This is a genomic window from Gelidibacter salicanalis (genome assembly GCF_016469035.1).
Taxonomy (GTDB): domain Bacteria; phylum Bacteroidota; class Bacteroidia; order Flavobacteriales; family Flavobacteriaceae; genus Gelidibacter; species Gelidibacter salicanalis_A.
The window spans coordinates 17,401-40,735 of record NZ_JAEHJZ010000029.1; the positions used below are offsets into that span (position 1 = coordinate 17,401).

The 23,335-nt window shown below is 37.8% G+C and carries 22 protein-coding genes; 6 read left to right on the plus strand and 16 right to left on the minus strand.

Features of this window, described 5'->3' with window-relative positions:
* The first annotated feature begins 58 nt into the window (after positions 1-58).
* The gene (locus JEM65_RS11960; RefSeq protein ID WP_199599791.1) at positions 59-715 is read left to right on the plus strand and encodes a thiamine phosphate synthase; all 657 of its coding nucleotides are present in this window, start codon (positions 59-61) and stop codon (positions 713-715) included.
* Positions 716-786: 71 nt separating this feature from the next.
* Here JEM65_RS11960 and JEM65_RS11965 read toward each other — a convergent pair whose 3' ends face one another.
* Positions 787-1,599 carry a metallophosphoesterase gene (locus JEM65_RS11965; RefSeq protein WP_199599793.1) on the minus strand — a complete coding sequence of 271 codons (813 nt, stop codon included), beginning with the start codon at positions 1,597-1,599 and terminating at the stop codon, positions 787-789.
* A gap of 333 nt (positions 1,600-1,932) precedes the next feature.
* Between JEM65_RS11965 and JEM65_RS11970 the strand changes: the two genes are divergently transcribed.
* A complete protein-coding gene (locus tag JEM65_RS11970; RefSeq protein WP_199599795.1) occupies positions 1,933-4,242 on the plus strand; it encodes a glycosyltransferase in 2,310 nt (769 codons plus the stop codon).
* A gap of 15 nt (positions 4,243-4,257) precedes the next feature.
* On the opposite strand, the gene JEM65_RS11975 is transcribed toward JEM65_RS11970, so the two are convergent.
* Positions 4,258-5,727, minus strand: a complete 1,470-nt coding sequence (locus JEM65_RS11975; protein WP_199599797.1) for a glycoside hydrolase family 130 protein — start codon at positions 5,725-5,727, stop codon at positions 4,258-4,260.
* A gap of 244 nt (positions 5,728-5,971) precedes the next feature.
* Positions 5,972-6,820: an SDR family oxidoreductase gene (locus tag JEM65_RS11980; protein WP_199599799.1), complete on the minus strand. Its 849-nt coding sequence runs from the start codon at positions 6,818-6,820 to the stop codon at positions 5,972-5,974.
* Positions 6,821-7,514: 694 nt separating this feature from the next.
* Here JEM65_RS11980 and JEM65_RS11985 point away from each other — a divergent pair.
* Positions 7,515-8,000, plus strand: coding sequence for a YciE/YciF ferroxidase family protein (locus tag JEM65_RS11985; RefSeq protein ID WP_199599801.1), 486 nt, complete (start codon positions 7,515-7,517; stop codon positions 7,998-8,000).
* 102 nt (positions 8,001-8,102) lie between these two features.
* On the opposite strand, the gene JEM65_RS11990 is transcribed toward JEM65_RS11985, so the two are convergent.
* From JEM65_RS11990 to JEM65_RS12040, 11 genes are all read right to left on the minus strand, one after another.
* A complete protein-coding gene (locus JEM65_RS11990) occupies positions 8,103-8,543 on the minus strand; it encodes a hypothetical protein (RefSeq protein WP_199599803.1) in 441 nt (146 codons plus the stop codon).
* Positions 8,544-8,577: 34 nt separating this feature from the next.
* Positions 8,578-9,273, minus strand: a complete 696-nt coding sequence (locus JEM65_RS11995) for a type 1 glutamine amidotransferase domain-containing protein (RefSeq protein WP_233530633.1) — start codon at positions 9,271-9,273, stop codon at positions 8,578-8,580.
* 20 nt (positions 9,274-9,293) lie between these two features.
* Entirely contained in the window at positions 9,294-9,902 is a 609-nt protein-coding gene (locus tag JEM65_RS12000) for an urea carboxylase-associated family protein (protein ID WP_233530634.1), read from the minus strand.
* The gene (gntA, locus tag JEM65_RS12005) at positions 9,899-10,576 is read right to left on the minus strand and encodes a guanitoxin biosynthesis heme-dependent pre-guanitoxin N-hydroxylase GntA (RefSeq protein WP_199599805.1); all 678 of its coding nucleotides are present in this window, start codon (positions 10,574-10,576) and stop codon (positions 9,899-9,901) included. The genes JEM65_RS12000 and gntA overlap by 4 nt, the downstream gene beginning before the upstream one ends.
* Positions 10,577-10,585: 9 nt before the next feature.
* Positions 10,586-11,161 carry a DUF421 domain-containing protein gene (locus tag JEM65_RS12010; protein ID WP_306465089.1) on the minus strand — a complete coding sequence of 192 codons (576 nt, stop codon included), beginning with the start codon at positions 11,159-11,161 and terminating at the stop codon, positions 10,586-10,588.
* A gap of 17 nt (positions 11,162-11,178) precedes the next feature.
* The gene (locus tag JEM65_RS12015) at positions 11,179-11,331 is read right to left on the minus strand and encodes a YqaE/Pmp3 family membrane protein (RefSeq protein ID WP_199599807.1); all 153 of its coding nucleotides are present in this window, start codon (positions 11,329-11,331) and stop codon (positions 11,179-11,181) included.
* Between the two features lie 263 nt (positions 11,332-11,594).
* Positions 11,595-11,873 carry a SemiSWEET family sugar transporter gene (locus JEM65_RS12020; RefSeq protein WP_199599809.1) on the minus strand — a complete coding sequence of 93 codons (279 nt, stop codon included), beginning with the start codon at positions 11,871-11,873 and terminating at the stop codon, positions 11,595-11,597.
* A gap of 188 nt (positions 11,874-12,061) precedes the next feature.
* Positions 12,062-14,200, minus strand: a complete 2,139-nt coding sequence (locus JEM65_RS12025) for a catalase (protein WP_199599811.1) — start codon at positions 14,198-14,200, stop codon at positions 12,062-12,064.
* 239 nt (positions 14,201-14,439) lie between these two features.
* Entirely contained in the window at positions 14,440-15,429 is a 990-nt protein-coding gene (locus JEM65_RS12030) for an MlaD family protein (RefSeq protein ID WP_199599813.1), read from the minus strand.
* 4 nt (positions 15,430-15,433) lie between these two features.
* The gene (locus tag JEM65_RS12035) at positions 15,434-16,183 is read right to left on the minus strand and encodes an ABC transporter ATP-binding protein (RefSeq protein WP_199599822.1); all 750 of its coding nucleotides are present in this window, start codon (positions 16,181-16,183) and stop codon (positions 15,434-15,436) included.
* Entirely contained in the window at positions 16,184-16,966 is a 783-nt protein-coding gene (locus JEM65_RS12040) for an MlaE family ABC transporter permease (protein WP_199599823.1), read from the minus strand.
* Between the two features lie 793 nt (positions 16,967-17,759).
* Between JEM65_RS12040 and JEM65_RS12045 the strand changes: the two genes are divergently transcribed.
* Positions 17,760-18,707 (plus strand): L,D-transpeptidase, encoded by a 948-nt coding sequence (locus JEM65_RS12045; protein ID WP_199599825.1) that lies wholly within the window; start codon positions 17,760-17,762, stop codon positions 18,705-18,707.
* A 103-nt stretch (positions 18,708-18,810) separates the two neighbouring features.
* Here the strand turns inward: JEM65_RS12045 and JEM65_RS12050 are convergent, their stop codons facing one another.
* Both JEM65_RS12050 and JEM65_RS12055 read right to left on the minus strand, forming a co-directional pair.
* The gene (locus JEM65_RS12050; protein ID WP_199599827.1) at positions 18,811-19,689 is read right to left on the minus strand and encodes a universal stress protein; all 879 of its coding nucleotides are present in this window, start codon (positions 19,687-19,689) and stop codon (positions 18,811-18,813) included.
* Between the two features lie 45 nt (positions 19,690-19,734).
* A complete protein-coding gene (locus JEM65_RS12055) occupies positions 19,735-21,408 on the minus strand; it encodes a BCCT family transporter (RefSeq protein WP_199599829.1) in 1,674 nt (557 codons plus the stop codon).
* Positions 21,409-21,680: 272 nt separating this feature from the next.
* Here JEM65_RS12055 and JEM65_RS12060 point away from each other — a divergent pair, with 272 nt between their 5' ends.
* The gene (locus tag JEM65_RS12060; protein WP_199599831.1) at positions 21,681-22,313 is read left to right on the plus strand and encodes a Crp/Fnr family transcriptional regulator; all 633 of its coding nucleotides are present in this window, start codon (positions 21,681-21,683) and stop codon (positions 22,311-22,313) included.
* Positions 22,314-22,645: 332 nt separating this feature from the next.
* Positions 22,646-23,287 (plus strand): Tll0287-like domain-containing protein, encoded by a 642-nt coding sequence (locus tag JEM65_RS12070; RefSeq protein WP_199599833.1) that lies wholly within the window; start codon positions 22,646-22,648, stop codon positions 23,285-23,287.
* Positions 23,288-23,335: the final 48 nt, after the last annotated feature.

The window sequence follows — 23,335 nt, forward strand, 5'->3', positions numbered from 1 at the left end:
CTGACAACGTTGATGACATACCAAGAGCGATATTAATTCCCTTTAAAAGCACAACACCATGAGTACGATTCCTAAATTACATTATATCTCGCAAGGCGACAGCCCTGAACAGCATATTGACACTATCAGAGAAGCGTGTACGTCAGGTATAGAATTGGTTGAGTTACGGCTTAACAATTTGGATGAAGCTACCGTATTGAAAACGGCACAAGAAGCACGCGACATTACCGGCATGTATCACACCCGTTTAATGATCAGTGATGATTACAAAATAGCCAAAACCGTAAAAGCTGACGGTATCTATTTGAATACATCGGATACCTGCCCATTAGTTGTTAGAGAATACTTGTACACCTGGCAAATTATTGGGGCTGCTGCACAGAGTCTTGAAGACTGTAAAACACTTTTAGAAAAGAAAGTGGACTATATAGGCTTAGGTCCTTACAAAGTAATCTCAATCGAACAACACTCCAACCCTGCTTTAGGACTACCCCAATACACAACGCTTTTAGATACCATTTATACAGAAACGCCCGTTTTTGCCTTTGGCGAGATACAATTAGAAGATGTTCCGGAATTGCTAAAAACAGGAATTTACGGCATCGCCGTATCAGAAGCCTTGACTAAAGATTTTAAAAAGATCAAATTATTTCAGAAGTTATTGGGAGGCTCGAACACCAAAGAACAAGTATGGAATATGGATGACCATAAGTAATTAACGTACAATTGTCGTGCAATAGCTGATGACATCTGTAATTAGGCACCTAAATGAAGGCTGTTACGTTTTTAGATATCAAAAACAACCATTTCAGCCCGTGCTCCAAATCGGATTGGCAGTATACTGGTTCCAATGCCTTTGGAAATATACATTTTGGGCTCAGCGTCTTTATACCAACCTTTTAAATAAACACCACTCCCTCGGGGCTTAAAAGGTACCAGGCCGAACAAGGTAATTTGTCCGCCGTGCGTATGGCCAGAAAGCACTAAATCAATTGGCATTTCTCCCTTTTGTTTTGCAATGAGATCTCTGTGCTCCGGACAATGGGATAGCACAATGGTAGTTTCGGCGGGTTCTAAACCGTCAATTGCCTTTACAAAATCAGCAGTGCCACCCAGATAATCGTCAATTCCAATGATTGAAATTTTACGCTTTCTTATTGAAATGGTCCTATTCTCATTGATTAATAACTCGCAATTATTTTGGGCATAGGTGTTTTTAAGTGTAGTCAAATTCACATGCCCCCAGTATTCCCAATTTCCGGTAATCGCATATTTTTGGATCGATGCATCAATCAATTGCAAAAATTCATTCAATGCCACTATCTTTTCCGTCTTATCAACAGAATCTCCAGTAATCATGATCATATCAGGCTGTAATGTGTTTATTCTTTTGGCAATCGACTTGTGGAAATACCGCAACTGATCAAAATGCAAATCTGAAATTTGAACAATTTTTATTTTGTTGTCTTCCGATTTTGAGATGTCAAAATAATTCCAGTCAATGACATATTTTTCGAACCAAAATGCATCTAACAGCACCACTCCCATGGATGCCAAGAGGCCTCCCTTAATAAATTTCCTTCGGGTTAATTTCGTCATATTCTAAAGTATTGACAATAACTGTACATGGTTTGGTGCAACCACTAATTTAGTAAAAGCAATCCGAATAGATTCTTACACTCACATCTTAACTGGAAACACTAAGAATTATTCTTTCTAACTTCTCTAACAAAAACCCATTCCGAATATTGAATTACTCCGTAATAATTTTCGAAGGCCGTCATTATTGGCCTCCATACCTCAATAGATTAACCCATAAGCTCTAAAAATTCAGTTTTCACCTTTAAGGTTATTATTGCTATTTATAAAGCACACTGAAGGATCAATATAGCGGTAATTTTATTGGATTACCTCCATGTTAACACTAAAATTATGCGCGATTTAACCCTCAAAAAATCTAGCTCCTCCCAAAGAAGGAAGTTGCATTTACCACGACACAACACTTCTGAGACTGTCATGTCTTCTAAAGCTGTGAGTTCCGTTTTAATGTTAACAACGTTTCCGCCCCGCGAGTGCGGCATTGCCACCTATTCAAACGATTTAAAACTGAGCTTTGACAGCGTTTATGGAAGTTCCTCTAATATTGAGATCTGTGCCTTATATGATGTAAAACATCCACTCGAAGCCGCTGACCACTTTAAGTACAGCCTAAATACTGATTGTTGTGACAGCTATGAACTATTGTCTTCTAAAGTCAATGCTGACAACACTATTAAACTGGTCATGATCCAACATGAATTTGGATTGTACAATGGTTGCTCAGACTTTTTTATTGATTTTTTAAAATCTGTAAACAAACCCATAATTATCGCTTTTCATACGGTTATCCCAACCCCAAATACACAATTTATAAACCACGTGACCGCTATGGCATCTTATGCTGTAGGCCTTACGGTAATGACTCATGATTCAAAAAGAATCTTAACGAACACCTATGGCATTTCCGCATCAAAAATTGAAGTCATTACACATGGGACACATTTAATACGACATAAAAACAAAGCAAAACTAAAGGCAAAATATGGTCTTGAAGATAAAACCGTTTTGTCAACATTTGGTTTATTAGGCCCTGGTAAAAGTATTGAGACCACTTTAGAGGCGCTTCCTGAAATCATCAAAGACTTTCCGAAAGTAATATTTTTGATATTGGGAAAAACACATCCCACTTTAGTCAAGAATGAAGGGGAAGTCTATCGGGATCTACTGGTTAAAAAAACCAAAGATTTAAAAATAGAAGCCCACATCAAATTTATCAATGAATTTCTTCCGTTGGATACGTTGCTGGAATACCTTCAACTCACCGATATTTACCTGTTTACCTCTAAAGACCCAAATCAAGCGGTAAGTGGTACTTTTTCATATGCCATGAGCTGTGGTTGTCCAATTATTTCTACACCTATCCCCCATGCAAAAGAATTTCTCTCTGCTAATAAAGGACTATTGTTTGATTTTGAAAACAGTAAAATGTTGGCTAAACAAATACGTACCCTCTTAAGTGATAAGCCCTACAGAAAAAGCTTAGGTCTGAATGGTCTTCATGCATCTGCGGCCAACTCATGGCAAAATTCAGCACTGGCGCACGGAGAGTTGTTTCAAGATTATGCCCCTCAACTTAAATTGGGTTATCGGAAACCGGACATAAAACTTGATCATCTTTATAAAATGACTACTAATGTGGGCATCATTCAGTTTGCCCAATTGAATCATCCCGATTTAGAATCGGGATATACCTTAGATGATAACGCAAGAGCTTTGATAGTGATTTGTGAACAGTTTAAGCTCACTAAAGATGAGGGATTGATTCCTTATTTAATTATCTATTTCAGTTTTATATTAAATTGTCAACGACATGACGGCCGATTTTATAATTATGTTGATAAAAACGCACAATTTACAGCGCAGAATGAAACTGTAAATCTTGAAGATTCCAACGGACGAGGTATTTGGGCACTAGGACATCTTTTGGAAATTATAGATTTGCTCCCAGATTCCTATGCATATTTAGGCGCCAGAGCTAAAGAATGTTTTCAAGAGTTTCTACCCAACGCCATCGGCTACAATTCGCCCAGAGCTATGGCCTTTATCATTAAAGGAATTGCCGCTTCAGGATTAGCGGGCTCAAACGCAAGTTATACCCATACCTTTTATAAACTGGGTTCCAAACTTTTAAAAATGTACAAACATGAGTCTCAAAAAGACTGGAAATGGTTTGAACCGTATTTAACTTATGGAAATAGTGTATTGCCAGAAGCCATGTTTGAGGTCTATAAATTGACAGAAATAGAAGAATTTAAGCTCACTGCATATGAGTCGTTCAACTTTTTGTTAGAACATTTATTTACCGACGATAAGTTTAGGGTAATTTCTAACCAAACCTGGTTTTTACGCGGTGACTCCTTGAAAAATCGCTCCCTTGGTGGACAACAACCCATTGATGTCGCTTATACGATCTTAGCCCTTAAAAATTTTCATACCATTTTTTCAAATGAAGGATACGACGAGAAAATGGAACGGGCTTTTAGTTGGTTTTTAGGAAATAACCATCTCAACCAAATTATTTACAACCCACGCACTACCGGATGTTTTGACGGATTGGAACTCAATAATGTCAATCTCAATCAAGGTGCGGAATCCACGTTAAGTTACTTAATGGCGCGCTTGGCCTTTGAAAAAGCATCATAGGTAAAAAAAGTTTAATTATTTTAAGGACTGCTTTAACGCTTTTAAAAGTACAGACAGTTCTACTGTGGCGTAAGATGAAGAATAGTCTGATACGGCGTAGGGAATAATTAGATAGTCATTATGGATCAGCCCGCCACAAGAATAAACCACGTTGGGCACATAACCTTCACGCTCTTCCTCGCTGGGGGATAATAACGGCTCTTTTAAGCGGCCAATAACTTTAGTTGGATCTTTCAAATCTAGCAAAGAGGCACCAATACAATACCGTCTCATTGGTCCCACCCCATGGGTTAAGATCAGCCATCCATCTTCTGTATAAATTGGAGATCCGCAATTGCCTATTTGAGTAAGATCCCACGCAAATTTTGGCTCCTGTAATTTTATAGGATCGCTCCACAAGGTAATTCGATCAGAAAAAATAATATAATTATTATAGCCGTCCACACGTGCGAGCATGGCATATTTTCCATTTATTTTCCGTGGGAACAGCGCAAAATTCTTGTTTTGTGCAGCATTCCCGTGTATCGGCATGATTCTGAAATTTAAAAAATCATGCGTACTGAGTAATTTAGGAATAATAGTATGTCCATTGTAGGCGGTATAAGTAGCATAAATGGTTTCTTCACCATTGTCGTCTTTAAACCTAACAAAGCGGGCATCTTCAATCCCTCTACTTTCTGAAGGAGAATTAGGAAAAATGACCCGTTCCGAAATATCACTTTGCTCGTGAAACTTTAAATCATAATAAGAATCTACCAACCATGTCATTTCCTGTAATGCCAGTCTTTTGACATCGTCCATAGCATTCGCTTCCAATAAATTATGAACTGCATTTTTGAGATTATAATACTCAAAACGCTCTGGCAAAGGATCCATAATTTCGGAAATATAAGTATCAGGAATATGTATTTCCTTCATTTTATTTACAAACCGTTGTTTATCATAGGAAACTTTATACCCTACTTCAGGAAGATCAATGTGATTTTTAACCTTTAAAACATTTAAATTGTTGTTTTTGTCTAAGATAGCTCTTCTAAAAACGATGGATGATAGATGCCCTTCGCCAGTAGCTCTAAAGGAGATAATAACCCGTTTCTCACCTTCTTTTAAAAAAGATTGGTTAAAATCCTCAATCATTGACGGATTAAAGAGCGCTGTAGATTCTATAGAATATTCCATAGTGCTATAAGAGCCAATCAACATTTTTTGATTCTCTGTCAAGCTATTGTAATCCACTCCCATATGATTAATTAACCCTTCAAAATGAGCACAGTGTTCTTTGAAAATCTTCTTAAGATTTCGATGACGTCCCCTAAACTCTTCTAAGGTCTTTGCTAGCTCATGGGCTACTTTCTCCTCAGGAAAGTCCAATATTCTGTTAATGAGACGTTTTGTACGTTCATCTCCGTTATTAAAAAAACGTGTTACCACACGCTTTGCATCGGGAGTGAATTTTAATGCTTTACGGTGCACCTTTATTTCCATGTAAGTAAGTTATAAAAAATATATAAAAGTTTCACTTTTTAGGGCAATCAATTTAGCGGGATAATAAATTACGTGTTTGATTTTTTCACTAAGATAATCCTCCAAACGCTTCCCCTCTATTTTTAGCATGGCAAATAATACTCTTCCAAAAGATGAATTGATCTCCCTGTTATAGGAGCTTTCTAGAAGCTCCGTCTTTGGAGCAGTTTAGCCAGAGCGATAGGTATTCAGTCTATTGTAACTCTTATCCACCAATTATTTCGCCACCATTAACATGGATAAACTGTCCTGTAATATAACTGCTATCTTCACATGCTAAAAAAACATAAGCTGGCGCCACTTCACTAGGTTGCCCTGCTCTACCCATGGGGGTGTCTTGTCCAAAATTAGTAATATCATCAAAAGTTGCTGGAATTAAAGGTGTCCAAATGGGTCCTGGGGCCACACCATTAACCCGAATATTCTGTTTGGCGAGTTGCGCCGATAAAGATCGTGTAAAACTCGTAATCGCTCCTTTTGTACTGGCATAGTCCACTAAATGATCACTACCCCTATACGCTGTTACAGAGCCGGAATTGATAATTACATCGCCTTTTTTAAAATGTGGCAATGCAGCTTTTACCATATAAAAATAGGGATAGATATTGGTCTGAAACGTGGTTTCTAACTGTTTTTTAGTGATATTTTCAATAGAATCTTCGGGGAATTGCATCGCTGCATTATTCACCAAGACATTTAACTTACCATATTTCTTGAGGCATTTGTTAACGCTACTGGTACAGTTGGAGTTTAATTTCAGATCAGCTTTAATCAACAGACAATTTTTTCCCTCCTTCTCGACCATTTTTTGGGTATCCTTTGCATCTTTGGTTTCCTTCAGATATACAATAGCCACATCTGCCCCTTCTCTTGCAAAATGAACAGCCACACTCCTACCTATGCCACTGTCCCCTCCTGTAATGAGTGCCACTTTGCCCTTCAATTTATCTGACCCTCGATAGGATTTCCTTATGACTTCTGGTTCTGGATGCATTTTATTTTCTTCACCCGGTTGGGTTTGTTGTTGATCAGGAAATTTATTCGGTTTTTTCATAAAATAAAAGCTATGGTTAAGCATCCAAATTAATTCAAAATGCAGCAGCCGATAAACGTTAATGCATTAAAAGATATCTCAAAAGATAAATAGTCACATTATAATGATCCTCTCTTTTATTTTATCAATTACCGCAATCCTTAACGCACAAAAAAACCATGAATGTTAACTGAATTCATGGTTTTTTATTTTAGGCTGTACTATAATGGATTCCGTGTACTGGCCTGTAAACTAAAGGTTATCTGTTATCTGTTATCTGTTATTTGTTATCTGTTATCTGTTACCTGTTATCTGTTATCTGTTATCTGTTGTCTGTTATCTGTTATCTGTTACTTATTCCAATTTCGAATTTCGTTCTCGATATCTTTTGTGCTCCGATTTGTTCTTCGGGCAATACTTGCTATCATATGATCAAGTTCACCCGATTTAAATTCTAAATCATCGTCCGTAATGGTTGGTTTTTTTTCCGATAATCGGCCTGAATATTACTCCAGTTTCCTTCCAAACTGTCATCTCCACTATTTAATGAAACAGATGCGGTCATCCACATACACTACTGTATCTATATAACTTCTAGGCTCTATCAACTTTTTTTTAAGTCAATTTTACTACGTTTAGGAATACTTACTTTTAGGATAAACATCTAATTTCACAGGATTAGAAACATTAATTTAATTCAAAAATTAAAAATGATATGAAAACCTTAGAAGATTTATTTGAACACCAATTGAAAGATCTATACAGTGCTGAGAATCAGCTCCTAAAAGCCTTGCCGAAAATGGTTGAAAGCGCCACAGATGCTAAATTAAAAAAAGCTTTTGAAGACCATTTAAAGGAAACCAAAGAACACAAAAAGCGTTTGGAAGACGTGTGTGATGAACTAGGCTTTGATCCTAACGGAGAAACCTGTAAGGCGATGGAAGGACTGATTAAAGAAGCCGAAAGTTTTATAAAAGAGAAAAAAGATGATGATGTAAACAATGCTGGTTTAATAGCCGAAGCACAGCGCGTTGAACATTATGAAATTTCCGGTTACGGCACTGCTGTAAGATATGCGAAAGAGTTGGGACATAAAAGTGTAGCCACCAAACTTAAAAAAACATTAGATGAAGAATACGGTGCAGATGAAAAGCTCAATAAAATGGCAGAACAGCGCCTTAACAAGAAAGCTAAAAGTTAACACCACAAAAAATCCCGAAATTATTTTCGGGATTTTTATTTTAACAGAAAATACTTTTATCTTTAAAATGGTAAGAGAGTTATGGACTAGCTTTCACCCCTCTTAATGCAGCCATTGGTACACTCCTAATGCTGTGACACTAAATACAATATGAGCAAGAAAGATATGGATATAATACTGTTTATAATTAAATTGTGAGGTAAAATTTACCAACTTGAACATCATTTTCCACCCCACAACCCCCAACACTCCCAATACACTTCCAAAAGCTAAACTCCAAAGAAAAGTTCTAGGCACATCTGTGAGTCTCCATAGCACCTCATAAAATATCAAAAACACAATGCCCAATACAAAGTGAATGATCCAACCCCACATATATGTATTTCGCTCAGAAGCCTTTATATACGGATGATCCTGCATGAGTTTAGAAAGCAATGCAGGTTCTCTAAATACATGGCCAGAAACCATACTCCAAATTGCACTGAAAAGTGTCATCACCACTACAGCAATGATCCACGCCAGAATAAATGTTATCAAAGACATTGTTTATTAGTTTTATGACTTTTAGGGTCGTAAATTATCTGTTTTGATTAGACTCTAACATAGCAATCAAGGCTTTTGCTGTTGGACCGGCAGATAACGGATTTTGGCCTGTTAAGAGTAATCCATCCGACTCTACATGAGATGCAAAAGGAATTAGCGCCTTATGATAATCGGCTCCCAATTCTTTTAATTTATCTTCCAATGTATAGGGGATATTATTTGATCTCATCACCAGTGTTTCTTCTGCGTTAGAAAACCCCGTGACCCTTTTACCCTTTAAAATTGAAGGTTCCAGTTGGGTTGCTTTTAATAGGGCCGCTGGGCCATGGCAGACTGCTGCGACGGGTTTATGTTGCGACAAAAAATCCACAATCAACCTTCCGCTGGCGTCATTAGTGGCCAAATCAAACATCGGACCATGACCCCCTGGGTAAAACACAGCATCAAAGTCGGTAGCTGAAACCTCAGCAAGTTCGACAGTATGCTTTAGGGCGTCTTTTGCAAAATCATCATTTACAAACCGCCTGTTAGATCCGGTCAGATTTTCTGTCAACTTACTCATGGGGTCAATTGGCGGACTCCCTCCTTTAGGGCTAGCAAGTACCACGGTGTAATTTTTATCGCGAAACTCATAATACGGATCTGTAAACTCGCCTATCCACAACCCTGTTGTACTGCTTGTATTAACCAGCTCTTGATGAGAGGTAAGTACCATTAAAATCTTTTTCATAATTATAAGTCGTTTTTCAGTTATTGATTGATCATCCCGTTTTCATCCGTGATCAGGTAGTGGATGGGTTTAAATGTGCCCCCGTTGCTATCTTCCGCCGAACATGCGGTCAATGCCACGATGAGATCCATTTCAGCTTTAAACCGAACTAAATCTCCAGGTTTGGAGGTTGGTGGTAATACTTTTAGTTTCCCTTTGTCATCAAACTGAACGTTCATAAACACATTAAACGCGGTGGGAATGTCATCGACGTCAATTCCGTATGGTCGCAAATTTCGGTATAAATTTTCTTGACAGCTGGGATGGTACTCCGGATTATCATACATAATCTCAAAGGTTTCCGGGCTACATGGCGCTAACAGAAAATCGTTGCGTCCATTGGTATCCTCCCTAATTTCCATCATTTTTTGAGATCGGTTACTCCATAGATAATTGCCTTTGGTCAAAAGAATGGACTCTTCAAAATCCATCGATTTACCCGCAGACAATTTTTCCTTGGGATCCTCACGATTAAAAACCACCATATCACTGACCTGTTGACCCATAGGATCAATAATGGTAAGAATGTCGCCTTTTTTCAATTCAAAAGCGGCGCCAGATTGGGGCGGTATAATGTGTATGGCACTCATATAGTGTTGGTATTTTGGTGAAAAGGACATTTCCATTGGTCATCAACAGCTCTTCCGCTGTACTGTTTTGCTTCAGAATCAGACCCGAAATCCCGTAACACCGGGTTGATTGACCCTTGTAGTTTTTTATCACGACGTCTGATTCTTTTTTTAACCGTTTGATAGGTGCCCATCTCTCTTAATTTTTCGAACTGCCAATGCAAATTCAACACTATCGTACAATACGGCGCACGACGTGCCATTCTGGAACTTTTAGGATGCATGCCTACAATATAAAAGGCCTTTCCTTTAAGACTAAAGCTAAACATCGGATTATCAACATCGTCACTTACCTCAGCATCCCACTCCGCATCATCGTGATCATGCAATTTTTGCAGGAGATTCCAGAGCGCTTTTTCAAATTCTAGCTCTGTTGCAAACTGGTTATCTTTAAAGCAAAGCATCAATGATTCGAATTCATTAGACTCAAAATTATAATTTTGCAAATAGTTTTCTATAGTCTCTAAAATGGGTGCAATGACGGCATCTGAAGTGATATCATCATATATATTTATCTGGTAATTATCCAATTTAAACACCGCATTTGCCATAATACAGGGGTGTTTTTCCTTGATGATAAAATTTTTATAGGCGAGCTCAATTTTCGTTTTTTCTTCCAAATTCACTGTCTTCATAATTTTAAGCTATCGTTGTACATCCTTTAATAACCAGTCGTCAATGGCATCATCATTGTTTTTGTGTAAGACAACCATATCTCCTGTCGATTCAAAAATGACTGCTTTAATTTCAGACAATCTAACCACGTTGGCTTCCCTTAGTTTAGATCGAATATCTCCCTCCGTCACTCTAACCGCTTTCATATTGTCCCGTAACAGTGTCTGACCATCCATCACCATTGTGGGCTGATTGTCTGTTATTTTACTAAACCATTTGTAGCGTCTCAAAAATGCCGCCGCCAACTGGAGTGCATAGACAACCAAAAGCGCAACAGCACCTTCCAAAAAACTAACACTTTCTGACAAAATGGTGGTTGCAATCATCGACCCTACCGCAACGGTCATGGCAAAATCAAAGCTGGACATTTTAGAGAAACTTCGTTTGCCAAACAATCGGGTATAAAGAATCACGGCCGCGTAAATGCCAAATGCTGAAAAAAGTATGAGAAAAAAGCTTTTTTGGCTCAATATAAAAAGGGCTTCCATTGCTTCTAACCATTCATCTTTTGCAATTAAGTTGGATATGACAATAGCGTAATTCATAATAGGGTATCGTTGCGCTAATCATTAACCACAAAGGCGTGGATAACTCCAGGGAGCCATCCTATTAAAGTGAGGATAACACTTAAAAGAAAGGTGGATCCAATGCCGTGCTTTAAAAAAACGGCTAAGGGCGGTAAAAAAATATTTAGTAAGATTGTGACTAATGACATAGATTTGTTTTTAGTGGTATGATTATGTGCATTTGTTTCTAAAAGGAACAGTATCGTATTCTTTTAAGAATTGGCAGTAACCATAATTGTTGGTAATAATGGCAAAGTTATGTACAATGACTTAAGGGCATTAGTGCGATACCTTAAAATATGAACTCAATAAATTACGGTGATTTATTTATAAAATCTTCAAGAAATCATCATAGTTTCTAAATAAAATTATTTACCCTCAAAACATAATTTAAAAAGCAATAAGTATAGCATTAACATTTTTCTTTTTGTTGCTTTTTTGATGACCCAACAACAATATAAAGCATGACCGCATTCAATATAAAAGACACCCCGTTAGTCACTATAATTGGCCAATCCATCTTAAAAATGCCGTACACTGTCCAAAGTCCAACACCACAACACAGAATGATAAACATATACGGACTCACATCCTTAACCGCCCTAGTTCTAACTGCTTTTATAATTTGGGGTAAGACGGCGAACGTGGTAAGGACGCCCGCAACAATTCCTATTATTTCTTCTAATTCCATATATTTTGGTCTGCAAATGATGTTTTTAGGATTGAAATGTCAACATTAAGGTTTATATAGTTTTACAAAAAAGAACCAAGTATCAAGATCTGTTATCTCAACTCTTGGTTCCTCTTAATAAGATATGTATTGGAAATTTTCAAATAAGCGAACGATTAATACAAACTAATCTCGCCAATACTAATCCATTACACTGGGATTTTTTCAGCACGTGCCATACGTTTCCAATTGCGATGTTGGGCAATGGCTTTGGCAAATGTTGAAGGATCTGAGTTGAGACAAACTGCTGGATCATCTTTAAATTCCGACACATAAGTTGCTTCCAAGAGCTCCACGCCTTCATGATCTGCTGCAATAGCCTTACAATGTTTTAAAGCTTCGTTGATAAACTTAATAAACTTTGCAGTGTCTTTCAACGCAGCCACCGATTCCTTCCCTCCAGGCACATATACCGCATCATAAAGCACACTTTCAGTGGTTGCAATGGCCGCGTCTACTTTTTGTTCTTGGCCATTGTCACTTTTTACAGTGCCGCCATGTGGTGCCACCACCTTAATCATAGCGCCTTCTTTTTTCAGTGCATCTGTCATGTTTTTGAAATCCTTCATTGAGAATCCATCACCTATTAATACGGCTACTTGACGCGTTACAATGGAATTAAATTTGGTGTTGGCTTGACTTAGTGCCGGATCTTTTTCTAAATACACTTTCTTTTTAGGCGGTTGAAATTTGGAAACATCCGCATCAGCGCCTATAGCCTGATTCAATGGTTCATCAATAGATTTTGGTACTTTAAGTCCCAATCCTTTGGCCACTTTTTGAGATAGGTCTTCATCAATTTGCGCAATGACATACAACATCCGTTCTTGAATATGTTGGTGGGTACATTTCCCCAATTCGAAGATATACGCATCCGTTACATGTTGCTTCTCCCAATCAGCAAGGCTTCTATAAAACAAAGCAGGTTGAGAAAAATGGTCACTAAAGCTTTCACTTCGTGTTCTAATCTTTTTTGCATCAATACGCTCTTCATAAGATGTAAAGGCTCCTTCAGACATTTTAGCAAGATGTGGACAGCCACCACTTAAACTGTTTGGAAAATACGCCGTTTGACCTTTTGGCACGTCCATTTGCATATGCCCATCCCGTTGATTGTTATGGGTTGGCACAATAGGCCTGTTTATTGGAATTTGATGGAAATTAGGCGATCCCAATCTTGAAAGTTGTGTGTCTCGGTATGAAAAAAGACGACCTTGTAAAAGCGGATCATTTGTAAAATCAATTCCTGGAATAATATGACCTGGGAGAAACGCCACTTGTTCCGTTTCGGCAAAAAAGTTTTCTGGATTTTTATTTAAGGTCATTTTACCGATGATCTGGACCGGAACCATTTCCTCAGGAATCAGTTTGGTAGGATCCAATAGATCAAAATCAAATTTATGTTCGTCTTCCTGTGCTACAACTTGAATTCCTAATTCCCATTCAGGAAAATGGCCTGCATCAATGGCATCCCATAAATCCCGACGATGAAAATCAGAATCAGCGCCACTAATTTTTACCGCTTCGTCCCAAGTTACAGAATGTACTCCTAATTTTGGTTTCCAATGGAATTTTACAAAATGGGATTCCCCTGCCTCATTGATTAATCGAAACGTATGGATACCGAATCCTTCCATCATCCGAAAACTTCTAGGTATGGCCCGATCGCTCATCACCCAAATCTGGTTGTGAAGCGTTTCCGTAGTGTGCGAAATAAAATCATAAAACGTATCATGAGCGGAAGCCGCTTGAGGGATTTCTTTATTTGGTTCAGGTTTTACGGCGTGGACTAAATCAGGAAATTTCATGGCATCCTGGATAAAGAAGATGGGCATATTGTTCCCTACTAAATCCCAAGTACCTTCTTCGGTGTAGAACTTTACGGCAAATCCGCGCACGTCCCGCGCCAAATCTGTTGACCCTTTGGATCCAGCAACCGTTGAAAAACGCACAAACACGGGTGTTTTTCTGGCTGTATCTGTAAAAATCCCTGCTTTACTATAGTTTTCTATACTGTCATACAATTCAAAATAACCATGCGCTCCGCTTCCTCGTGCATGTACAATGCGCTCAGGAATTCTTTCATGGTCAAAATGGGTTATTTTTTCTCTCAATAAAAAATCCTCAAGCAAGGTAGATCCACGCTCCCCTGATTTCAAAGAATTATTGGTATCGTTTACTTTTAGACCTTGATTGGTGGTCATCACTGTATCTTTCGTTTCTACTTCAAAACGTTTTAAATCGTCTATTTTTTTGGAGTTTGTAGTCTCTGGTTTTTTTTTGGCCATCTGAGTTAAATTTTAGAAATTAATAACTAATTATCAGCGCGATAAAGAACTAATTAGAATTCAATACATTAAAATTCATAATTTTAAAGGACATGGCTTAACACAAAAAGAAATTTTTATAACGTAATAAGAAGCTTATTTCAACCGAGTGTTTTTAGTTTGACTAAAAGTTAGAGGTAGATTTAAAATAGAATTCCCGGATTGCGATGTAAACAATCTCAACCTCAAAGACCCCTATTCTATTCATTTCTCCTGGCCTCTCTCCGTTCTTGGCGTTCTTTTTTCTTAAAAAATCCGCGAAAGAAGAAGTTGTGCTGCAGCGCTTCCATGTTTTGGTTCAGTTTTTCTGAGGCTTCCTTTATTTGAAACATTGTAGAATCGATATCCTTTACGAAATCTTTATCTTGAGTTATAAAATTAACGGCGCCCTTTCCAGATTTCAACTCGGTTAAATAGCTATTCAAATTCTTCGTAGCCGCATTAATATCTTCACTGGATTTTTCGAGATTGGCAAAAACATTTCTAAATTGATTCGCGGCTACAGTATCACTCAACACTACAGCAGCAGCGCTAGTGTCATAATTAATTTTTGAAATGATCTGATTGACTCTAGAAATGGCCAAACCGGTTCCTTCGGAAGTCTTTCTAAGTTCTACCAACGTTTGACGGATATTTTGGGCTAAAATAGTATCATTGATCAAGGCACCTAAAGTTCCTTTACCTTCCAAGATTTGATTGGTTATTTTTAAGAGATCCGCCGTTAATAAAGCGGCATTTTCATTGGTAGTATTTAATGTTGACAACATATCGTCAGCGCCAATTTTACTGTACGATTCTATCGTATCTCCCGAGACCACTGCAATAGCTTGCTGATTTTTGCCAGGGATAATGTTCACCACCATACTGCCCACTAAACCATCTGATCCTATTGAGGCCACGGCATCTTTTTTAATATAGTTAGCGGTTTTTTCTTCCACCGACATCTGTATGGTAATCTTGCCAACTTCTGTCATTTCAATTTTACTTACCGTTCCTACATTGATCCCTGAATAGCGTACATTGTTACCTATCTGCAACCCATTCACGTTACCAAAAACGGCATAGACTTGAATGGTTTTACTGAAAATATGTTGTCGTTTCCCTATGGAATATAGTGCACCAATGAGAAGAATGGTCCCTAAAACCACGAAGATTCCTACTTTTATTTTTTGTGAAGTCGATTTTGCCATAGTTTTAATTTTTAAAAAATGCCCGTGCTTGCGGATCGCTTGAATTTGAAAGTTCCTCATAGGTTCCCTCGGCATAATTAATGCCATCTACCAACAATATAATCCGATTTGAAATGACCCGTGCACAATCCACATCGTGCGTAATAATAAGAGAAGACGTGTTATATTCTTTCTGAATGCTGCGCATTAACTGAATAATTTCATTTGCCGTAATCGGATCCAATCCTGTTGTTGGCTCGTCATACATTATAATTTCTGGCTTTAAGATCAAGGCTCTGGCCAAAGCCACCCTACGTTGCATTCCGCCCGATAGCTCTGAAGGCATCATGTCTATAGCATGCAACAGCCCAACACTTTCTAAAGCTGACTTTACGGATGCGTCGGTGCCTTGAAAATTTTTAACCTTGTCCTCATGTCGCCGTAATGGAAACTCCAGATTTTCACGTACAGTCATAGAATCGTATAGGGCACTTCCTTGGAACAAAAATCCAATTTCGGTACGTAAAAGGTCCAATTCTTTTTGCCCCATAGTAATGATGTCCTGATCTTTTATAGTGATGCTTCCTCTATCTGGCTGCACCAAGCCTACGATACATTTTACCATGACCGACTTCCCTGAGCCAGATTTTCCCATAATGACAAGGTTTTCGCCTTCATAAAGCTGCATATTAAATCCTTTAAGCACATGATTTGTCCCAAAGCTTTTATGGATGTCTTTCAATTCGAGAACAGGTTTTCGGTTGTCTTTTTTCATCTAGATTTCAAAAAATATATCAGAAACAAATACGGCTATAAAATCAATTATAAACAGCAACATAGAGGTATACACTACGGCGGAATTTGAGGCTTCTCCTACTCCAACGGTGCCTTTAGCGCAATTGTATCCTTTATAAGTACCGACAAGTCCGATAGCAAATCCGAAAAAAACAGTTTTGACAGTTGCAGGAATCACATCATTAAAGCTTAAGGCATCAAAAACCTTGTTAAAATATAAGGTATAGGAGACATCTCCCTTTAAATTTTCAATGATTGCAGATCCCACTAATGCAATCGCATCGCCCGCAATGACCAACAAAGGCAACATTAAGGTGGCGGCCAATATTCTGGTAACCACCAAATATTTAAACGGATTGGTGCCAGAAACCTCCATAGCGTCAATCTGTTCCGTTACACGCATGGAGCCAAGTTCTGCACCAATTCCAGAACCAATTCTTCCCGCACAAATCAATGCAATAATAACTGGGCCAATTTCTCTTACAATAGAAATACTTATCATAGACGGCATCCACGATTCTGCACCAAGATCTGACAAGGTTGGGCGCGACTGAAGTGTAAACACCAAACCTAAAATAAATCCGGTTACGATTACCAAAAACAGAGAGCGTATGCCCATGTTGTAGCATTGCCGGATGAGTTCTTTAAATTCAAAAGGCGCACTGAACAATTCCTTAAAAAAACGCCCTGCAAAATAGGTCATGTCACCAATTTCAGCGAAAAAGGATTTTGTGCGGTCTAAAAAGGAAATTGATTTTGACATGTACAGATAGTGTGTTTCAAATATAGTTCAGATTTTATTAAATATACATGATAAGCGTCAGACAACACATAAAACAACATACTGAAAGCCTTTTACTTAGCACATTTATTTACACAAACTAATTAAATCTTCTCTATCTTCCACACCATTGATTTGTTTTAAAACTCGCTTTTTTAAATCATGAGTGTCCGGTAAAACAGGTAAAAAGTTTGCAAACCCCATTAAAGCGTGATCTGTACGAGATCTTAAAAATAATACCTTACTTTTTGAAACCAATTTCACTAATAGTGATTGGGCAAATTTAATTTAGAATAAGGATTGTTTATCAGTCAGTTATAATCAAATCTTTGTTCTTTTCCCGCTATCGGGACTATAAGCGCAGCGGTCTTATTCTTTATCGGACAATAATGTTTTTAAATATAGAAAAGGTTTCTGACGATTTTAATAGGTGTTTTCCAAAAGATAATTTTGATATTTAAAAAGCCGTTGTTTGTGGCTACCACAAACGTTTTAACCCGGAATTTGAAAATTTTCCACAAAGAACAATTGATAAAATCAATCAAGACCTCTCGTCTATCAATACTGAAGAATTTCAAAGTGTGTGAACCGAACAGCTGATAAAAATCATACTAAATTGATAACAAATACCTTAGGTTTGATCAGTAATTAGAATGTTGATCTTTCTAAACCGTTTGAGATAGATCAAACCATTCCCTAAAGCGTGTTACCCAGATAAAATACAGGCTTGATTTGTGTTTGAATACCGTCTTAAAAAACCAATAGGTCCCACCAGATGAAAACAATGCTTCCCCTTATATTCGCCTTTCTGCTTACAGGATGTTTGAACACTGATAAAGTTGAAGCTGACGCCACAACAACACCCAAAAATGAACTCGTACTCATCGATAGTTCAGCACGCGTAAAAACTTCAATCCTAAAGACAATCAACGTCAACAAGGATGTTCCAATTCGAGGTTACTTTAAGTGGATGGATAGTGTTGTAGCTGACCATAACCAACGCCATTCTTATGACATTAATGAGTATATTCTTGTGCATCACAACAAATGGATTATAGATACGCTAGCCCATACAGATTATTATTACCTCATGGACAAAGGCATTTTCAATGAAGATTCCCAGTCCCTTGTGGCCTTGCAAAAAAATCAGGTATTGATAATCCCAGATTCGTTGGAAACCCAAAACTTAAGAATACAGTTAAGCCATACATTTTTAGAACTCAATATTCCCGAATTCAGAATCCGAATTATTCAAGATGATAAAGAACTCTATAAGTTTCCGGTGCGCGTAGGGAAAGTAGGGAAAAAATATATGGAAATGGCTAAAGGCAATGTAGACATGCGCACAAAACCAGGCGTAGGAGAAATAATCCGGGTCAATAAAAAGCCGACCTTTGCCAATCCTACAACAAATCGTAAATATCATAGAACCACTAGAGATGATGGCAAGAGTACAATGCTTCCCGCCATTCCGTGGTTGGAGCCATCCATAAATGGTCGTAGTTTAGGTCAGTTAATACATCCTACCACCAATTTGGAAACTTTAGGAAAAGCGTCATCGAATGGCTGTATTGGACTACGGGAATCTGATGCCTGGATAGTATATTATTATGCGCCACTTGGTACTAAAATCGTCATTAAATACGAATTGCAAGGGAAGAACAACCAAGGTGAACTTGTCTCATTTAAAGATATCTATCCAGGTTTTGGGAATAAGAAATAGATTGGTTAATTGATTTAAGTACTACTTCCTAAATAAAAAAAGCCTCTCAGAATAAAATCTGAGAGGTTAGAAAATTTATATTTTTTTTGAATAAAACCCGCGGTTAACGTATCACCAACAATGGCATTTTTCGGTTTCTAATCAACAAATCATTGGTTACACTTCCCACAAATAAGGATGTGATAGTGTTGGCTCCACGAGCAGAGGTGACAATGATATCAAAGTCGCCTTTTTCAGCATGAATTTCAATAGCCTCTACTACGGATAAGCTTCGTCTATCAATATATTTAAATGGTATGTCCTCTCTGAGTTTATATTTCTTTCGGAATTGAGCAACCTTTTCCTTCAAATGAAGTTTCGTTTTATCGATCGCTTTGTCTGTGTTGATGTACGGAAAGAAGAATGAAGGAATATTATAGACATGTAAAGCTTCAACTTTTCCTCCTGAACGTTCTACCAAACTATCTGCCACTTCAAAACATTTTGTAGAAGCTGAACTAAAATCGGTTGGGATGAGCACATGATCCATTCCGTGTCTCGCTTCCTCAGGCACTAACAGTACGTTAGCATCCAACATACGCACCAATTTTTGAGATAAGGCACCTGTACCTTGTAATTCATCCTTATTACCCGTAACCATAATGTCAATTTTATACTCTTTGGCAAGATGGCTGAGAATACTTTCAGTATAATCATCAGAAGTAATAATTACTGTAAACGGAACCGCTGCTGTATAATGGTCTTCTACGGTTTTATTCAATGCTCTATCTACTATATCTTCAACAGTAATGCCTTCTTCCAAAAAGTCATCATACAAATCATATAATTTATAGTGTTTGATGTTATGGGTAAAGTACAAATGTTCAACATTCCAAACCTTACATAAAAAGCTGACATATTTCAACAGAATAGGATCCATTGCCGTAAGGTCGAGAGCTACCATCACATTCAACTCGTTCTCTAATTTAATTTTCTTTGTCATGTCTTAACTTTACTTTTATGAGGACTATGTTCTTTTAGAATCAATTTACAAATCGGTTATAGTGGGTTTCTTGTCCGGAGCTTTATCTGGATCTATCTTTTTTAAGTTTTTCTCTTCCCGTTCTTTATTCACCAAATTGAGAATGTTTTTTCTATAACTTTCTCTTTCCAACAGCTTTTCTTTTCGCTCTGCTTTATCATAATCTTCAGACATACCGCGATATAATGAAAAACACATGATCACCAAAAGAATGGCAAAGGGCAAGCCGGAAATGGTCACTACGGTCTGCAGTGCATTTAAGCCACCGCCATACATCAACACTGATGCAATTACGCCAATGGCAACCGCCCAGATGACTCTCTGATATCTTGGCGTTTTTAATTTCCCACCAGATGTAATGCTATCTACAACCAAAGCACCTGAATCTGCCGAGGTAATAATAAAGCTACAAATAAGAATAACGCCCAATACTTTTAACAGCATAGCTAACGGAAATTTATCAAAAAACACATACAGTGCTGTAGAAATATTATCGTTTACCGCAGCAATCATGGCGGTATCTCCCAAAAGAATATCGCGCATAGTAGTGCCCCCAAAGGCGCTAAACCATAGGAAGGTTACCAAAGCGGGTAAAATCAGAACACACAGAACAAACTCTTTTATGGTTCGTCCCTTAGAAATTCGGGCAATAAACGTCCCTACGAATGGTGACCAGGATATCCACCAACCCCAGTACATAATGGTTCGCGTTTTTTGCCAGTCAGTACCCTGTAAGGACTCCGTCCATGTGGACATATCTATAAAATGCACCAAATAACTTCCAATATTTTGAATGTAAGATTTAAAAATAAACGTGGTGGGGCCTAAAATAAGTACGAGCAGAAAGATAGTAGATGCCACTCTAACGTTCAGCTTACTCAACATCTGGACACCCCTATTAACACCACTAAAAGCAGAAATAGTAGCCGCTAAAGTCACCCCTAAAATAATGATTACCTGATAAAACAGTGAACTCGGGATTCCAAAAACGTGCGTCAGTCCTGAGTTGATCTGCCCTACTCCAAATCCGATGGTTGTAGCCAGACCAAAAAGCGTTGTAATGACCGCCATAATATCAATCAGGTCTCCCATCCAACCGTGAATCCTATTCCCCAAAAGCGGATAGAATGCCGAGCGCAGGGTGAGCGGCATTTTTCTATTGAACGTAAAGTAGGCCAAGGACAGCCCGACCACGGAGTAGATGGCCCAGCCGTGAATTCCGTGGTGAAGAAATGAAAAATTAATGGCTTCTTGCGCAATTAGCGCAGGGTCTTGTCCTGCCAAACGTGGTGGATTTAAAAAATCGCGGACGGGATCTGCAATACTAAATAACACCAATCCGTTTCCAATCCCAGCACTAAAGAGCATAGCAAACCAGGCCCATAAACTAAACTCGGGTTTTGCCTTATGACCACCAATCCGAATTTTCCCGAATTTACTAAAGGCCATATATAAACAAAACACTATAAATAAATTAACGGCCAACGTGTAGATCCAGCCCCCGTGGGCAGACACAAAGGTTTGGGCCATACCAAAATAGTAATCCGCTTGTTCTTCAAATATTAAGGTAAACGTTACAGTTAAAATAATAACCGCAATAGCGGTTAAAAACACCGTTTTATTTACAACGAGACCTAAAAATTTAGAGGCACTTTCTTTTCTAGCGACTTTTATCGACATATAAAAAATGGGTTATTTAAAAATGACTAAGTATGCTTCAAAAAACATATAAATGAACTTATCAGTTTCCATAGAAATGGGCTATGATAAATTAGCGAAGCCCATTATACTATAATAGAACTGTCTTTACAAACTTTTGGACAATTGTTTTTTTCCATGTTGATAATTATAATTTTATCCGCAATACATGTGTCGCTTGCCTAAATTAGATAGAATTACTATATTTTTACATTTTACAGTGAAAATTTTAAGCAGATAAAACCACCCAAGACATGATAAATGATTTAAAGAAAAGTTATGGACACTTATTTGAGGACGCTTTACTCGATGAAATTGTTGAAGTTGGCACCTATAAAGAAATTCCAGAAGGTTTTAAAATGATGGAGATAGGCGAATATGTCAAATCTATGCCCTTGCTCATTTCTGGTGCCATTAAAGTGTTACGGGAAGACAGTGAGGGTGACGAACTCCTTCTTTACTATCTTGAAAGAGGCGAAACCTGCTCTCTGACCATGACCTGTTGTTTGGGTCAAAAAAAGAGTGAGATCAGAGCTATTGCAGAAACGGATGCCACACTCATCATGATTCCCGTAGCTAAAATGGAAGAATGGACCGCAAAATATAAGTCTTGGCGGAATTTCGTTTTTGAAAGTTATCACAATAGAATCAACGAATTATTGACCACTTTAGACAGTATTGCATTTTATCAAATGGACGAACGATTGGTGAAATATTTAAAAGAAAAAGTAAGAGTCAATGACAGTAACATCATCAAAAGCACCCATCAAGAAATTGCTTATGATCTTTATACGTCTCGTGTAGTCATCTCCCGACTTTTGAAAAAACTGGAACAGCTCGGCAAGATTGAACTCAACCGAAATGTCATCAAAATTATAAGCTTATAACCAATGTAACCTAGGTTACTGCAAAATGCAATAACAGGTCTTATTTTTGCAGATCATCTTTTAAACACTACATCACGTTTAAATAGTTTAGAATACACAGCATGACAAACACCTCAATAGTAGTACAAAATTTAAAATATGGCGGTCACGTATGTAGAAGAACATAAGGTTTCTTTTGATTATCTTGATGACGCTGATGCTATTGTTGTCAGAGAAAGATTAAAAGATCTTGGTTACCCTTTCGGTTGAAGATTCCAATTCCTTAACTTCAAAAGCAAAATCTTTTGTGAGTTGTGCCACGGGTAAGCTATCACAATAAAATAAATCGAATTATGAAAAAAGCTGTTTTAATTGTTACCGTATCTGTCTCATTTTTTAGCTGTAATCAAGAAAAAAAGACAAACTATATTTCTGTAGAAAATAGACTAGAGAAAAAGACGGTCCCGGAAAAAGTCCAAACAACTTTAGCCGCTGACACAATCTCATATGCTGACCGTGGCTTACAATATGCGCTAAATACGCAAGCCGTTTTAGGTAAAAATTTAATGACGGCAATTCAAAACAGTGGAACCTTAGGAGCGCTCTCCTTTTGTAATGAAAAAGCCTATCCACTGACGGATAGTATGGCGGTTTTACAGAACGCAGACCTCAAGCGTGTGACTGACAAACCCAGAAATCCGGCCAATCAGGCTAATACTACTGAATTGGAGCACGTTGAAACGTTTAAACAGGTTATTGCAAACAAGGAGCTCCCAAACCCTATTGTAGAAGATATAGATGGCAAAGTAAAAGTCTATTATCCTATTCTTACCAATCAAATGTGCTTACAATGCCACGGAAAGCCAAACAAAAATATTGAACCTTCAACACTTTCTAAATTAACCATACTCTACCCTGAAGACAAGGCAATTGGATATGGACTGAATGAAGTGAGAGGCATTTGGAGTGTTACTTTTGCTAAAACCAAACGATAAGACTAAAATTAAGCATCAGCTTTTAAATCATGAGCGTTTGGTAAAACA

Coding starts and splice junctions, on each gene's coding strand:
- JEM65_RS12020 (WP_199599809.1), bottom strand. CDS start 11,873: ATGGAATTAGAAGAAATAATAGGAATTGTTGCGGGCGTCCTTACCACG.
- gntA (WP_199599805.1), bottom strand. CDS start 10,576: ATGAAGACAGTGAATTTGGAAGAAAAAACGAAAATTGAGCTCGCCTAT.
- JEM65_RS12070 (WP_199599833.1), top strand. CDS start 22,646: ATGAAAAAAGCTGTTTTAATTGTTACCGTATCTGTCTCATTTTTTAGC.
- JEM65_RS12015 (WP_199599807.1), bottom strand. CDS start 11,331: ATGTCATTAGTCACAATCTTACTAAATATTTTTTTACCGCCCTTAGCC.
- JEM65_RS11990 (WP_199599803.1), bottom strand. CDS start 8,543: ATGTCTTTGATAACATTTATTCTGGCGTGGATCATTGCTGTAGTGGTG.
- JEM65_RS12045 (WP_199599825.1), top strand. CDS start 17,760: ATGAAAACAATGCTTCCCCTTATATTCGCCTTTCTGCTTACAGGATGT.
- JEM65_RS12035 (WP_199599822.1), bottom strand. CDS start 16,183: ATGAAAAAAGACAACCGAAAACCTGTTCTCGAATTGAAAGACATCCAT.
- JEM65_RS12000 (WP_233530634.1), bottom strand. CDS start 9,902: ATGAGTGCCATACACATTATACCGCCCCAATCTGGCGCCGCTTTTGAA.
- JEM65_RS11975 (WP_199599797.1), bottom strand. CDS start 5,727: ATGGAAATAAAGGTGCACCGTAAAGCATTAAAATTCACTCCCGATGCA.
- JEM65_RS12010 (WP_306465089.1), bottom strand. CDS start 11,161: ATGAATTACGCTATTGTCATATCCAACTTAATTGCAAAAGATGAATGG.
- JEM65_RS11970 (WP_199599795.1), top strand. CDS start 1,933: ATGCGCGATTTAACCCTCAAAAAATCTAGCTCCTCCCAAAGAAGGAAG.
- JEM65_RS12050 (WP_199599827.1), bottom strand. CDS start 19,689: ATGACAAAGAAAATTAAATTAGAGAACGAGTTGAATGTGATGGTAGCT.
- JEM65_RS11985 (WP_199599801.1), top strand. CDS start 7,515: ATGAAAACCTTAGAAGATTTATTTGAACACCAATTGAAAGATCTATAC.
- JEM65_RS12030 (WP_199599813.1), bottom strand. CDS start 15,429: ATGGCAAAATCGACTTCACAAAAAATAAAAGTAGGAATCTTCGTGGTT.
- JEM65_RS12060 (WP_199599831.1), top strand. CDS start 21,681: ATGATAAATGATTTAAAGAAAAGTTATGGACACTTATTTGAGGACGCT.
- JEM65_RS12025 (WP_199599811.1), bottom strand. CDS start 14,200: ATGGCCAAAAAAAAACCAGAGACTACAAACTCCAAAAAAATAGACGAT.
- JEM65_RS11960 (WP_199599791.1), top strand. CDS start 59: ATGAGTACGATTCCTAAATTACATTATATCTCGCAAGGCGACAGCCCT.
- JEM65_RS11965 (WP_199599793.1), bottom strand. CDS start 1,599: ATGACGAAATTAACCCGAAGGAAATTTATTAAGGGAGGCCTCTTGGCA.
- JEM65_RS11980 (WP_199599799.1), bottom strand. CDS start 6,820: ATGAAAAAACCGAATAAATTTCCTGATCAACAACAAACCCAACCGGGT.
- JEM65_RS12040 (WP_199599823.1), bottom strand. CDS start 16,966: ATGTCAAAATCAATTTCCTTTTTAGACCGCACAAAATCCTTTTTCGCT.
- JEM65_RS12055 (WP_199599829.1), bottom strand. CDS start 21,408: ATGTCGATAAAAGTCGCTAGAAAAGAAAGTGCCTCTAAATTTTTAGGT.
- JEM65_RS11995 (WP_233530633.1), bottom strand. CDS start 9,273: ATGAAAAAGATTTTAATGGTACTTACCTCTCATCAAGAGCTGGTTAAT.